11 protein-coding genes are annotated in these 13,614 nt (G+C 59.4%); 8 read left to right on the forward strand and 3 right to left on the reverse strand.

The window, feature by feature from the left end; genetic code table 11:
* The first annotated feature begins 15 nt into the window (after positions 1-15).
* From JZX89_RS01995 to JZX89_RS02005, 3 genes are all read left to right on the forward strand, one after another.
* Complete coding sequence (locus JZX89_RS01995; RefSeq protein WP_149897706.1) at positions 16-342, forward strand: NIPSNAP family protein; 327 nt, start codon at positions 16-18, stop codon at positions 340-342.
* The gene (locus JZX89_RS02000) at positions 339-704 is read left to right on the forward strand and encodes an antibiotic biosynthesis monooxygenase family protein (RefSeq protein WP_207132916.1); all 366 of its coding nucleotides are present in this window, start codon (positions 339-341) and stop codon (positions 702-704) included. Before JZX89_RS01995 ends, JZX89_RS02000 begins: the two co-directional genes overlap by 4 nt.
* Before the next feature lie 145 nt (positions 705-849).
* Positions 850-1,554, forward strand: a complete 705-nt coding sequence (locus tag JZX89_RS02005) for an SDR family oxidoreductase (RefSeq protein ID WP_207132917.1) — start codon at positions 850-852, stop codon at positions 1,552-1,554.
* A gap of 95 nt (positions 1,555-1,649) precedes the next feature.
* Here JZX89_RS02005 and JZX89_RS02010 read toward each other — a convergent pair whose 3' ends face one another.
* Positions 1,650-4,595, reverse strand: a complete 2,946-nt coding sequence (locus JZX89_RS02010; protein WP_207132918.1) for an Rne/Rng family ribonuclease — start codon at positions 4,593-4,595, stop codon at positions 1,650-1,652.
* Positions 4,596-5,240: 645 nt separating this feature from the next.
* Here JZX89_RS02010 and JZX89_RS02015 point away from each other — a divergent pair.
* The 4 genes from JZX89_RS02015 to JZX89_RS02030 all read left to right on the forward strand — a co-directional run bounded on the left by JZX89_RS02015 (position 5,241) and on the right by JZX89_RS02030 (position 11,061).
* On the forward strand, positions 5,241-6,512 hold the full coding sequence (locus JZX89_RS02015; protein ID WP_207132919.1) for an N-acetylmuramoyl-L-alanine amidase: 1,272 nt from the start codon (positions 5,241-5,243) through the stop codon (positions 6,510-6,512).
* A gap of 327 nt (positions 6,513-6,839) precedes the next feature.
* Positions 6,840-9,287, forward strand: a complete 2,448-nt coding sequence (locus JZX89_RS02020; protein WP_149897701.1) for a penicillin-binding protein 1A — start codon at positions 6,840-6,842, stop codon at positions 9,285-9,287.
* Between the two features lie 98 nt (positions 9,288-9,385).
* Positions 9,386-10,517, forward strand: a protein-coding gene (prfB, locus tag JZX89_RS02025; RefSeq protein ID WP_149897700.1) for a peptide chain release factor 2 whose coding sequence is annotated in 2 segments (ribosomal slippage) — positions 9,386-9,454 and positions 9,456-10,517 — 1,131 coding nt in all. Because the reading frame shifts where the segments join, the coding sequence is not laid out codon by codon here.
* A gap of 73 nt (positions 10,518-10,590) precedes the next feature.
* A complete protein-coding gene (locus tag JZX89_RS02030) occupies positions 10,591-11,061 on the forward strand; it encodes a cysteine hydrolase family protein (RefSeq protein WP_174372670.1) in 471 nt (156 codons plus the stop codon).
* A gap of 3 nt (positions 11,062-11,064) precedes the next feature.
* On the opposite strand, the gene JZX89_RS02035 is transcribed toward JZX89_RS02030, so the two are convergent.
* Both JZX89_RS02035 and JZX89_RS02040 read right to left on the reverse strand, forming a co-directional pair.
* A complete protein-coding gene (locus tag JZX89_RS02035) occupies positions 11,065-11,559 on the reverse strand; it encodes a hypothetical protein (RefSeq protein ID WP_174372669.1) in 495 nt (164 codons plus the stop codon).
* Between the two features lie 21 nt (positions 11,560-11,580).
* Positions 11,581-12,459, reverse strand: coding sequence for an NAD kinase (locus JZX89_RS02040; RefSeq protein ID WP_336510787.1), 879 nt, complete (start codon positions 12,457-12,459; stop codon positions 11,581-11,583).
* A 201-nt stretch (positions 12,460-12,660) separates the two neighbouring features.
* Here JZX89_RS02040 and JZX89_RS02045 point away from each other — a divergent pair, with 201 nt between their 5' ends.
* A complete protein-coding gene (locus tag JZX89_RS02045; RefSeq protein ID WP_149898137.1) occupies positions 12,661-13,578 on the forward strand; it encodes a PhzF family phenazine biosynthesis protein in 918 nt (305 codons plus the stop codon).
* Positions 13,579-13,614: the final 36 nt, after the last annotated feature.

Here is a 13,614-nt window from a genome sequence, read left to right on the forward strand (position 1 = left end):
ACGAGGAGAAAGACGATGCTGACCTGTTTCATCCGCTATGAGATCGACCCTTTCAAGGTCGATGCTTTCGACCAATATGCCCGCAACTGGGGCGAAGCGATACCGCGCTGCGGGGCTGATCTCATCGGTTATTACGCACCGAAGGAAGGATCGAACACCATTGCTTACGGTGTCTATAATATCGAAAGCCTCGCCGCTTACGAAGCCTACAGGGCACGGCTCGCCGCCGATCCGGCTGGACGGGAGAACTACGAATTCGCCCGACGCGAACAATTCATCCGCCGTGAGGACAGGCTTTTCCTGCGGCTGGCTTCCGCTCCCCATGCCGGAGGTGGACGATGATCGCCGTTATCTTCGAGGTCTGGTCAGCTGAAGGCGAGAAACAGCATTATCTCGATATCGCCGCCAGCCTGCGCGCTGAATTGGAAACCATTGACGGTTTCGTTTCGGTTGAGCGGTTTCAGAGCATCAGCAATCCGGACAAGATGCTTTCCCTGTCGTTCTTCCGGGATGAGGAGGCGGTGAAGGCGTGGCGCAATACCGCGCCGCATCGCGCCGCACAGGCCATGGGGCGCTCCGGCGTCTTTTCCAACTACTGGCTGCGCATCGCTTATGTGATGCGGGACTACGGCTTGCAGGAGAGGGAAGAGGCGCCACCGGACAGCAGGCAGATCCATTCGGCGGATATGGAGGTGCCACGCTGACAAACCGTCAGCATCAGTTTTTCTTCATGCCGGCCCAAGGCTTTCTGGTTCGAACTCGTTTCCGAAACCCGCTATAGATGAGGCGGGTTCTGGATGGACAAGGATCGCCACGCGGCGGTTCGCCGAATTGAAAATGGAGAAAACGATGTCGGCAGAAAAAGTAGCTGTTGTAACGGCAGGTGGCAGCGGGATGGGGGCCGCCGTAGCGAAACGGCTGGCGGCGGATGGTTACAGGCTCGCGATCCTGTCGTCTTCGGGCAAGGGGGAAGCGCTGGCGCAGGAACTGGGCGGCATCGGCGTCACGGGCTCCAACCAGTCGAACGACGATCTCCAGCGCCTCACGGATCTGACACTCGAAAAATTCGGCCGTATCGATGTGCTGGTCAACAGCGCCGGACATGGCCCGCGCGCCTCCATCCTCGATATTACCGATGAGCAATGGCATACGGGTCTCGACGTCTATCTCATGAACGTCATCCGCCCGACCCGGATCATCGCTCCGGTCATGGTGAAACAGAAGGCGGGCGCGATCGTCAACATCTCCACCGCCTGGGCTTTCGAGCCGAGCAGCATGTTCCCGACATCGGCCGTCTTCCGCGCCGGCCTTGCCTCTTACACCAAGATTTTTTCCGATACCTATGCCGCCGACAATGTGCGCATGAACAATGTCCTGCCCGGCTGGATCGACAGCCTGCCCGCCACGGAAGAACGCCGTCAGGGCGTGCCGATGCAGCGTTACGGAACAAGCGAGGAGATCGCCGCAACCGTGGCGTTTCTCGCATCCGAAGGGGCAGGTTACATCACCGGCCAGAATATCCGGGTTGATGGCGGTCTGACGCGGTCCGTCTGAGGGTCGGAATGTAAATCCTGTACGACGAAAACAAGACTTCCGGCATAAAAAAAGCCCGCAACATGGTTGCGGGCTTTTTGTTTCAGTCTCTTCTATCAGAAGAAGCCTTTGCGCTGCCACCAGCCGCCCTTGCGCGGCTTCGGCTCGTCGCCGTCGGGGTTCGCAGGCGAACCGGAAGAGGTCACAACCGGTTCCGAACTCGAGACATTGGTGCCCCGGTTGGCGCGGGTCTTTTCTTCCGTTGCAGGTGCGTCTGCCTCCGCTGCCAGATCGGCCGATGCTTCACCGACCTCTTCAATGGCGACTTCGGCGACGGTTGCTTCAACAACGACCGGCTCGACGATCACCGGCTCAACCGTTTCGACAGCCTGGGCTTCTACTTCAGCCTTCGGCGCTTCTTCGGTTTCGGTCTTGGCTTTCGCCTTGCGGGTGCGGCGCGGTTTCTTCGGCGCTTCTTCTGCGACGACGTCGGCAACCACACCTTCCACCACGTCGGCGGCGGTCGGCTCTTCCGTCACGGTCGCTGCGACTGATGCGGTCGCTTCGACAGAAACTTCTTCGCTTTCGCCTTCCGTCTCGCCTTCGTCACCAGCTTCGCTGCCTGCAGCATCGAGAGCGTCGTCCCGGTTGCGGCGGCCGCCACGCTTGCCGCGACGACGGCGCTTGCGCTTGCCGTCCTCGTCGGAGTTTGCGGCTTCGTTCACGCCGTTTTCGTCGGCATCACCGTCGGTGTCATCGGCTTCGACGCTGTCGTCGTCGCCATCAACATCATCGGCGTCATCGTCGGCCTGCGCATCAAGAGCGCCGTTCTGGTCGTTCTGTCCGCCCTTGCCACGACGACGGCGGCGACGCTTGCGCTTGCGCTTGCCGTCTTCACCATTTTCGCCCTGCTGCTGCTGGCGCGGTTCACCGGCAGGAGCAGCCTTGACGATTTCTTCCTCGTCTTCATCCTCATCGGCCTCGATGACGATATCGTCTTCCTCTTCCACGAAGCTCGGAAGCATCTGGATGAGGCTTTCGATCTTCACGGGATTTTCGACGGCTTCACCACGATCGATGGCGAAATGCTGCGCACCGACGCTGGCGTCAGCAGCAATGATGATCGACACGCCGAAGCGGCCTTCATAATCGACGATCGTGCCGCGCTTGTGGTTGAGCAGGTAAAGCGCCGTTTCCGGCGTGCAACGCACGGTGATGTTGTGGGTAGTGTTGCGCAGCAGATATTCCTCGACACCGCGCAGCACATGCAGCGCGACGGAGGATTCCGAGCGTACATGGCCCGTGCCGCCGCAATGCTGGCAGACCTGCGTGGTCGATTCCAGCACCGAAGCGCGGATGCGCTGGCGCGACATTTCCAGAAGGCCAAAATGCGAGATGCGGCCGACCTGGATGCGCGCCCGGTCGTTTTTCAGGCAATCCTTGAGCTTCTTCTCGACGGAGCGATTGTTACGCTTCTCTTCCATGTCGATGAAGTCAACAACGACGAGACCGGCAAGGTCGCGAAGGCGCAGCTGGCGCGCCACTTCTTCCGCAGCCTCAAGGTTGGTCGTCAGCGCTGTTTCTTCGATGGAATGCTCGCGGGTCGAACGGCCCGAGTTCACGTCGATGGCAACCAGCGCTTCGGTCTGGTTGATGATCAGATAACCGCCCGATTTCAGCGTTACCTGCGGCTGCAGCATCCGGTCGAGCTGGGCTTCGATGCCGGAGCGTGAGAAGATCGGGTGAATGTCGCGGTACGGCTGAACCACCTTGGCATGGCTCGGCATCAGCATCTTCATGAAGTCTTTCGCTTCACGATAGCCTTCTTCGCCGGAAACGATGATCTCGCCGATATCCTTGTTGTAGAGATCGCGGATCGAACGCTTGATCAGCGAGCCTTCCTCGTAAACGAGGCAGGGAGCCGTCGAATTCAGCGTCAGCGTGCGGACGTTTTCCCACAGGCGCATCAGATATTCGAAGTCGCGCTTGATCTCGACGCGGGTACGGTTGGCGCCGGCGGTGCGCAGAATGACGCCCATACCCTGCGGAACTTCCAGATCGCGGGCGATTTCTTTCAGGCGCTTGCGGTCGGTCGGCTGGGTGATTTTGCGGGAAATGCCGCCGCCACGCGCCGTGTTCGGCATCAGCACGGAATAACGGCCGGCAAGCGACAGATAGGTGGTGAGGGCGGCACCCTTGTTGCCGCGTTCTTCCTTGGCCACCTGCACCAGAAGAATCTGGCGGCGCTTGATGACTTCCTGAATGCGGTACTGCTTGCGCGGCTTGCGGGCAACGCGATCTGGAACCTCTTCCATGGCGTCTTCGGCGCCGACGGATTCGATCACTTCCTTTTCGTGATGATCGTCATCATCGTCGTCATCATCGTCATTGCCGCGGCGAAGACCTTCGACTTCTTCGGAAATCGTATCGGTATCGACCATCGCGGCCATCTCGCCGCCGGTGCTGCCGTCTTCCTCGGAAGATGCTTCAGCGGCTTCGGCCGCGGCTTCTTCTTCCGGTGTCTTCTTCTTGACGCGCGGGCGACGGACGCGCTTCGGCTTTTCTGCCTTGGCGGGCGCTTCCTCGACGGCTGCAACCGCAGCCTCCCCGGAAACTTCCTCGGCTGCAGGAGCGATTTCTTCCGTCACCACGATATCAGTAGTCTCGCTGGCGGCAACAATGCCGACATCGGGCTGGTCAACCTGCGAAAGATCAACCGTCGGCGCGCCGGGTTCAGGGGCATCAGCCGATTCGAAGTCGTCGCTGCGGCGATGATCTTCGGCTTCGGCCTTCAGCAGAGCCTGACGGTCGGCAAGCGGGATCTGGTAATAATCCGGATGGATTTCCGCAAATGCGAGAAAGCCGTGGCGATTTCCACCGTAATCGACGAAGGCCGCCTGAAGCGAGGGTTCAACCCTCGTCACCTTGGCAAGGTAGATATTGCCGCGGATCTGTTTCTTGTGTTCCGACTCGAAATCGAATTCCTCGATCCGGTTCCCACGGACAACGACTACGCGTGTCTCCTCTTCGTGGGAGGCGTCGATAAGCATTTTGTCTGCCATGTAAGCTGTGCTCCTCGGCGCAGCCTTGTTTTATACGAGAACAGGCCCGCCACACGGACGAGCCTTTCATATGAGTGCAAGGATGTGCCGGAAATGAAGTCTCCTGCCGGGCTTCTGTAAACTGGCAGCATCCGGACCGACGGCGAGGCGCTTGGCCTGCTCCTGGTATCCGGTTCATGTGAAAACTGCTGCGACATCATTGGCCAGGCGGAACGACAATAATATATAGACCCCTTGGGGTCCGATGAATTTGCTCTCCTCAGAGCAGCGGTGGTAGGGCCACCGGGTAGGTCTCCGGCCACGGCCGGAATTGATCCAGTTTCAGGATAAATGTAACGACGGCAGATGATTGCCCGTTTTGCAGCGCCAGCGTCTTTTTCGATTGGCAGCCGGCGGGCATCTATCCCGTCAACACTTTTAACCCTCACCCTTGTTGTATGTTTTCTCTGTCATAATAGCAATAGGCTGGCTAAATATGCCATATTATTGGTGGAATTTCCGGGTTAACAATTGGTTCACCAAGGCCTGCGATTGTGGGGCGCAAACGCGCATACAAACGCCTAGCGTGGTCGAAACAGTGCTGTTTCCGGTGCTTTTCCGCTCCATTTATCGAAAACGACTGAAATACGGAATTTCTTGAAGACCATGAATTTCACGCGCAGCGCAGAGATATCAGGTGGGGCAGGGCCGCTTGGCGTGCGAATCGCGCGGCTTGCGCGTGCCCTCGTCGTTCCGGTCTTTCTTTCTACCATCACCGTCCTTTCCGGCGTTCCGCAGGCCTCTGCGCTTGAACCGCTCATCGTCAATCAGGCGCGCATCATTGGCGATGAGGCGCGCACGCGCATCGTTCTCGATTTTGCGGAAGAGCCGGAATTCGATGTTCACTATCTCGATTCGCCGGCCCGTATCGTCGTGGACTTTCCGGCGGTGAATTTCGCCTTTCCGGCATCCGACCTCAAGCCGACAGGCCTTTTTTCGGACATCCGCTTCGGCAGCATGGGCCAGAACAGCGCCCGCATCGTGCTGACGGCCAAAAAACCGGTGCAGGTGACTGTGGCCGAAACGAAGAAGGGCGAGGATGGCGCAGCTTTCCGTTTCGTGCTGGACACGGAAATCACCACCAAGGCCAAATTCGCCGAACTGGTAAAAACGCAGCAATGGCAGTTGCCGGCACCCGTCACCACTGCCGCGATCACCCCCACCGACAAGACTTCGCGGCAGGCGGAATTCGTCATCGCGGTCGATGCCGGTCATGGCGGCATCGATGCCGGTGCGACAGGCGGCGCGACCGGTACGGAGGAAAAGGTCATCACGCTGACCTTTGCGAAGGAACTGGTGGAGCGGCTGAACCGGGAGGCCGGTATCAAGGCATTTCTGACCCGCGATTCCGATACGTTCCTCGCTTTGTCCGAGCGGGTGACGATCGCCCGGCAGAACAACGCCAACCTGTTCATTTCCCTGCATGCCGATACGCTGAAACAGAAGGGCATCCGTGGTGCCACCGTCTACACATTGTCTGATCGGGCATCGGACCGGCAGGCGCAGGAACTGGCGGAGCGCGAAAACAAGTCCGACCAGATCGCGGGTGTGGCTGCCTCCACCGAGCCGCCGGAAGTCGCCGATATCCTGCTCGATTTCACCCGCCGCGAAACCCAGGCCTTTTCGGTGACGCTGGCCGAAAACATCGTCTCCTCCTTCGAGGGGCAGGTGGGCCTCATCAACAATCCGCATCGTTATGCTGGTTTCATGGTGCTGCGCGCCCATGATGTGCCGTCGGTGCTGCTGGAACTCGGCTTTCTTTCCAATCCGGAAGACGAAAAACTGCTTCTCAATGCCGAATGGCGCAAGAAGGTCGCGGATACGCTGGCGACGGCGGTCGGCAGGTATCGCGCAAAAGCCGTGGCGAATGGCGGCTGAAACGCCGGGCGGAGGCGGCATGAGCCTGTTGCCGCCTTGCCATTGCAGTTCAAAAAGCTGTTCAATTCTTGGGTCTTGCGGATGATTAAGGGGCAGGAGCCCTATTTTACTCACATTCCCCGCGTTACTCGGGAAGCGGATTCGGTGGCGATCCGTAAAGCAGCCGGAGCGCGATTGCGGGCCGGTGGCGCGGTAACATATCAGCGAATGCTGCCGTATCCGCTTGTCATCGAAGGTATGGTGTGCAAAACGGCACGCGATATGCAAGGATGCGCCCGTATATCGTCGGGCGTTGATGGTTACGATTCGAATTATCGGTAGCTTGGTATGATCAGACTAATTGGATATTTTTTCGGCTTGGCCAGCGTGCTCTTTCTGTGCGCCGCCGTCGTCGGTGCGATTTATTTGCACGGCGTGACGAAGGACCTGCCGGATTATGCAGTTCTGAGCACCTATGAGCCGCCGGTAACGACCCGCGTGCACGCCGGCAACGGTGCGCTGATGGCGGAATACGCCCATGAAAAGCGCCTGTTCCTGCCGATCCAGGCCATTCCCGACCGGGTGAAGGCGGCCTTCCTGTCAGCGGAAGACAAGAATTTCTACAATCACCCCGGTGTCGATATCTGGGGGCTTGGCCGCGCAGTTCTGGTCAACGTGCAGAACCTTGGTTCCGGTCGCCGCCCTGTCGGCGCTTCGACCATTACCCAGCAGGTCGCCAAGAATTTTCTTCTGACCAACGACCAGACCTTCGACCGTAAGCTCAAGGAAGCGATCCTTTCCTTCCGCATCGAGCAGACCTATTCGAAGGACAAGATTCTTGAGCTTTACCTCAATGAAATCTTCTTCGGCCTGAATTCCTACGGTATTGCCGGCGCGGCGCTCACCTATTTCAACAAATCGGTGACGGAACTGACGATTGCGGAAACCGCCTATCTCGCATCGCTGCCGAAGGGTCCGGCCAATTATCACCCAATCCGTCGTGAAAAGGCTGCTCTGGAGCGTCGCGACTGGGTAATCGACCGTATGGCCGAAAACGGCTACATCACCGTTGCAGACGCCACCGACGCGAAAAAGCAGCCGCTCGGTGTCAATCTGCGCCGTGGCGGCGCGCATATTTTCGCGTCTGACTATTTCGCCGAAGAAGTCCGCCGCCAGATCGTCGAGAAATACGGCGAAAAAGCGCTTCTCGAAGGTGGACTGTCCGTCCGAACCTCTTTCGATCCGCAGATCCAGGCGGAAGCGCGCAAGGCGCTTCAGGATGGTCTGGTACAATATGACGAGCGTCGCGGTTTCCGCGGACCCGTCGAAAAGATCGAGACGGCAGGCGACTGGACGGCGGCGCTCGCCAAGGTCAAGGGCCTGCGCGACGTTCCCGAATGGAAGGTCGCCGTGGTCCTCGCCGTTGCGGCCGATGGCATCGATATCGGTGTCCAGCCGGATACGGAAACCGAAGATGGCGACAAGCGCACGCGCGGCCATATCTCCGCTGAAAACATGCGCTGGGCCTATCGCGACGCGACCGGCAAAAAGGCGACAGCGAAGTCGCCGGTGGGTGTCGTGGCGGCAGGCGATGTGATCTATGCGCAGCCGCTGGCCAATTCCGGCAATGAATATCGCCTGCGCCAGCCGCCCAAAGTGCAGGGCGGCATGGTGGTGATGGACCCGCATACCGGCCGTGTTCTGGCCATGGTCGGCGGTTTCTCCTATGCGCAGTCGGAATTCAACCGCTCCACGCAGGCAATGCGCCAGCCGGGCTCCTCCTTCAAGCCGTTCATCTACGCGGCAGCCCTCGACAATGGTTATACCCCGGCATCGGTCATTCTCGATGCGCCGATCGAGGTGGTTTCCGGCGGTCAGGTCTGGAAGCCGCAGAATTACGGCGGGGGTTCCGCCGGTCCATCGACCCTGCGTCTCGGTATCGAAAAATCCCGTAACCTCATGACCGTGCGTCTGGCGCAGGATATGGGCATGAATCTGGTGGCGGAATATGCCGAACGTTTCGGCATCTATGACAAGATGCCGCCGCTTCTGTCGATGTCGCTGGGTTCGGGTGAAACCACCGTCATGCGCATGGTCTCGGCCTATTCCGTTCTTGCCAATGGCGGCAAGCAGATCAAGCCGACGCTGATCGACCGTATTCAGGACCGTTACGGCAAGACGATCTTCCGCCATGAAGAGCGCGCCTGCGAGGGCTGCAACGCCGCGCGCTGGCAGAACCAGGACGAGCCTGTCATCGTCGACAATCGCGAGCAGGTTCTCGACCCGATGACCGCCTACCAGACGACCTCGATGCTGGAAGGCGTGGTTCAGCGCGGCACGGCGGCGGGCAAGATCAAGGTCAATCTTCCGGTTGCCGGCAAGACGGGCACCACCAATGATGAAAAGGACGCCTGGTTCGTCGGTTACACGCCGGACATGGTTGCCGGCCTCTATATCGGTTTTGACTCGCCGGCGCCTCTCGGTCGTGGCGGCACGGGCGGTTCGCTGTCGGCGCCGATCTTCGGTGAGTTCATCGCCGATGCGGCCAAGCATCTGGAGCCGAGCAAGTTCATCGTGCCTGCTGGCATGAATTTCGTCGCCGTCAACCGCAAGACCGGCATGGCGGCGGTGGAAGGCGAGCCGGACACCATCATGGAAGCATTCAAGCCCGGCACCGGCCCGGCGGACAGCTTCTCGGTGATCGGCGCTGAAAACTACATGTCGCAGGAAGATATTCTAAAGACCTCGCCGCAGGCGCAGCAGGCCATCACCGGCGGTGGCGGCGGTCTTTATTGATACCAGTTCCGGGATCATCGGGGGGCGCGGGTCTTTACATCCGCGCCCCCCGCATTTATTTGAGCAACAAGTTTCAATGAAGGCGAAGAACCAGCGAAATGCGCAATGAAATCGTGAACGTAGTCGACGAAATCAAGCAGGCCATAAGCCTGCTGAGGAGGCATCTTTGACTGGGACCAGGCGATAAGACGACTGGACTGGTTGAATAACAAGGCAGAGGACCCGACCCTCTGGAACGATGCCACCGAGGCCCAGAAGCTGATGCGCGAGCGCCAGCAGCTGGATGACAGCATCAGCGGCGTCAAGGCGCTTGAGCAGCAGCTCAGAGACAATGTCGAACTGATCGAGCTCGGCGAGATGGAAGGCGACGACGAGATCGTCAAGGACGCCGAAGACGCGCTGAAGGCGCTGAGAAGCGAGGCGAACCGCCGTCAGGTGGAAGCCATGCTGTCAGGCGAAGCGGACGGCAATGACACCTATCTCGAAGTGCATTCCGGCGCCGGCGGCACGGAAAGCCAGGATTGGGCGAACATGCTGCTGCGCATGTACACCCGCTGGGCCGACCGCGAAGGCTTCAAGGTCGAGGTGCTGGAAGTTCACGACGGCGAAGAGGCCGGCATCAAGTCCGCGACGATCCTCGTCAAGGGCCACAATGCCTTCGGCTGGCTGAAGACGGAATCGGGCGTGCATCGTCTCGTCCGCATTTCGCCCTATGACAGCAATGCGCGCCGCCACACATCGTTCTCTTCCGTCTGGGTTTACCCGGTCGTCGATGATTCGATCCAGATCGACATCAACGAAAGCGATTGCCGCATTGATACCTACCGTTCGTCAGGTGCCGGCGGCCAGCACGTCAACACGACAGATTCGGCCGTGCGCATCACGCACATCCCGACCGGTATTGCTGTTGCCTGCCAGCAGGAACGATCGCAGCACAAGAACCGCGCCAAGGCGTGGGACATGCTGCGCGCCCGCCTCTATGAAGTGGAACTGCAAAAGCGGGAAGATGCGGCCAACGCCCAGGCGGCCTCCAAGACCGATATCGGCTGGGGCCACCAGATCCGTTCCTACGTTCTGCAGCCTTACCAGCTGGTCAAGGATCTGCGCACGGGCGTTGAAAGCACTGCGCCCGGCAACGTGCTGGACGGTGATCTGAACGAATTCATGGAAGCCGCTCTCGCGCATCGCATCAGCGGTGGCGCGGACGTGGAAGTGTCGGATATCGATTAAGACGCCAGTCGCGTCGATCAAGAAATTGCCCCTCGCAAGTCCATTGCGAGGGGTTTTTCGTTGGAGGTTTTGCATGAAACAGGTGCTCTACATCGTCGACGTTCAGCCGAGCTTCAATCCACCGGCTGCGCTGGTGGCGGAGATATCGGCACTTGCAGCTAGGATGGTCAGCATTGCCACCGTCGAGCGTCATGATGAGAGCGTAACCCCCTTCGAGCGGCAACTGGGCTGGAAGCCGGGCAGGGATGATGAGTCGCTCGTCGCCGCGGATCGCATATTCATCAAGCACGGTTATGCACCACCGAAGGCTGCGGTCGACCATCTCTTGTCTCTCAAGCCCGACAGGGTGCTGGTCTGCGGCATTCAAGCTGATACCTGCGTATTGGCGGCCGGTTTTTCGCTGTTCGATGCGGGGTTGCACCCCACGCTGTTACCGTGGCTGACGGTCGGTTCCAGCCTCGACCGCAGCGGCGAACTTGGCGCCAGGCTCTGGAAACACCATTTCGGCTCAGTTCTGGCCGGACCGCATGAGCTTAATATTTAGCCGTCAGTTCGAGGCTTTCTCGATCTTCATCTCGCCAAGCTCGTCGATCAGGATCGTCCAGCTTTCGGCTTCCTTGGCCATAGGGTCTGTTTTCAGATAAACGGTGACGAACAGGCCAGGCGAGGCGGAAGCGCCGTTCGAGCTTTCGGGGCGAACATCCGTGACATAGGACTTCATCTGGTTGAACTCTTCCAGCTCGACGTTCTCGAGCAGGTTCGGTCCATCTGCGGTAAAGACGATGCGCTGCAGGTAGATTTTCGCTGTGCCGTCGCTCTGGCGGATCGCAACCACCTTGTAATAACCGCGTGTCGGCGTTGCAGGTGGTGGCCGCAGCTGGCCATCAGCGCCCTTTACCGGTTCCAGATTCTGCTCTTCCCACATGCCGCTGCTGACAACGAAGATCGCCGACACCGGCAACGCATCGATCGCCTGCGCTCGTGCAGGCAACACGGTGGTAATAAGGAGGAGGGCAGCGAGGATAGTTTTTTTCAGTTGCATGGCCATTATCGGTGGTTGACGTCAATTGTTGAATTGTTCGGCAAGAACCCGGTCGGACCAGGAACGGTCCGAATCCGAGAGAATTCTGGCCGTCCGGTCCTGCGATTGTGCGATCCGAACATGACGAACGGATTTCACCTCGGTATGGTCAGCGACGGCATTCACCGGGCGTTTATCCCGCTCCATCACATGAATATCGACCGTCACCTTATTCGGCAAAAGCGCGCCGCGCCAGCGCCGCGGACGAAACGCGCTGACCGGGGTGAGCGCGAGCAGCGGCGATTCGAGCGGCAGGATAGGTCCATGGGCGGAAAAATTGTAGGCTGTGGAGCCGGCGGGCGTCGCCACCATCATGCCATCGCAGATCAGTTCTTCCAGCCGTACCTTGCCATCCACCTCGACACGGAGCTTGGCGGCCTGATGGGATTGGCGGAACAGACTGACCTCGTTCATGGCAAGGGCCGTAAACTCATCGCCATCCGAATCCGTCGTTGTCATGCGCAGCGGATGGAAATCATTACCGGTCGCAACCGCAATACGCTCCAGCAGTCCTTCCACTCGATAATCATTCATCAGGAAGCCGACCGATCCCCGGTTCATGCCATAGACACGCTTGCCGGAGTTCATCGTTTCGTTGAGGATTTGCAGCATGAAGCCATCGCCGCCGAGCGCCACGATCACTTCCGCCTCTTCAAACGACGTGTTGCCGTAAACGCCCTTCAGCGCCTCCATCGCCGTCTGCGCCTCCTCGGTTGCGGAGGCGACGAAGGACAGTGAAAAGTTAGAATGCGACATCCGCTTCCCTCGACAACGGCGCAGACCTGAGAAGGCCTGCAAACGATGCTGTAACCTGTTGAAGCGGCTCGCAATCCTCAAACGTCGATGAAAACGGTCGATCACAAGCCGCAGGACGATCCTTGGTACATGAAGACGGCGGTTGGCGACAAGGCCTTTCGGGCAGTGAGACGTTCCCCCACCGTGCCATTGCGCTGCACCGTTCCACAGCTTCTTGATTTCCGCTCTCCGACAAGGGTTGCGATGCAGGGCGGCCTGATGCAGTTTGCTGCAAGCAGGCCGTGGGATGAATGGCAGGAGACGGATTTGGTGCTGAGCTACAATATCTACGATGTCTTTACCGAGACCAAAATGGCGGGAAATCCGCTCGCGGTCATGTATGGCGCGGATGATCTGGATCAGGCGACGATGCAGGCGATCGCGAGAGAAATGAACCTGTCCGAGACCGTGTTCGTCAACCGTTCGGACAATCCCGCTCATGCGGCGTCGCTGCGCATCTTCACGCCATCAGGCGAGTTGCCCTTCGCGGGACATCCGACCGTCGGCGCGGCGGTCGCCATCGCCGAGCGCAACCGCAAGGATGGCGATGAAGATATCGATATGGTCTGCGTGCTGGAAGAGAAAGTGGGTCCCGTTCGCTGCGCGGTGAAGATGCGCGCTGGCGCGGTCAGCTTCGCCGAATTCGACCTGCCGCGAAAATCGTCCCGCGTTGACCTGCCGCTAGATCATACCGCTCTTGCCGATGCGCTGGGCGTCAGCGAAGCCCATCTCGGCTTTGAAAACCACGTGCCGTCGATCTGGACGGCGGGCGTGCCCTTCTTGGCTGTACCGCTGCACAATATCGCCGCTATCAGGGACATGGATTTCGACGCCAATCTGTGGCTGCGAACCGCGCCATTGGTCGAAGGACGCCTGACAGCGGCCTATATCTACTGTCGCGGCGGCGTCAATCATGCGGCGAAGTTCCATGCCCGCATGTTTTCCCCGGATATGGGGATTTCGGAAGACCCCGCCACCGGCTCAGCCGCCGCCGCGCTCTCGGGCGCCATCCATCATTTCGACGGCCTGACCGATGGTCACTATCCGCTGCTGATAGAGCAGGGCGTGGAAATGGAGCGGCCTTCCCACATCCACCTGCGCATGGACATCAAGGACGGCGAAATCGCCCGCGCCCGCATCGGTGGGCATGCGGTTCGGGTTGCGACGGGCACGTTCGAGCTTTGATTTCAGCGTAACCGAATAAGTTCACGTCGTTGACGA

The sequence above is a fragment of the Agrobacterium burrii genome (genome assembly GCF_017313405.1).
GTDB classification, from domain to species: Bacteria; Pseudomonadota; Alphaproteobacteria; order Rhizobiales; family Rhizobiaceae; genus Agrobacterium; species Agrobacterium burrii.

Coding starts and splice junctions, on each gene's coding strand:
- JZX89_RS02010 (WP_207132918.1), bottom strand. CDS start 4,595: ATGGCAGACAAAATGCTTATCGACGCCTCCCACGAAGAGGAGACACGC.
- JZX89_RS02020 (WP_149897701.1), top strand. CDS start 6,840: ATGATCAGACTAATTGGATATTTTTTCGGCTTGGCCAGCGTGCTCTTT.
- JZX89_RS02000 (WP_207132916.1), top strand. CDS start 339: ATGATCGCCGTTATCTTCGAGGTCTGGTCAGCTGAAGGCGAGAAACAG.
- JZX89_RS02035 (WP_174372669.1), bottom strand. CDS start 11,559: ATGCAACTGAAAAAAACTATCCTCGCTGCCCTCCTCCTTATTACCACC.
- JZX89_RS02030 (WP_174372670.1), top strand. CDS start 10,591: ATGAAACAGGTGCTCTACATCGTCGACGTTCAGCCGAGCTTCAATCCA.
- JZX89_RS02005 (WP_207132917.1), top strand. CDS start 850: ATGTCGGCAGAAAAAGTAGCTGTTGTAACGGCAGGTGGCAGCGGGATG.
- JZX89_RS02015 (WP_207132919.1), top strand. CDS start 5,241: ATGAATTTCACGCGCAGCGCAGAGATATCAGGTGGGGCAGGGCCGCTT.
- JZX89_RS01995 (WP_149897706.1), top strand. CDS start 16: ATGCTGACCTGTTTCATCCGCTATGAGATCGACCCTTTCAAGGTCGAT.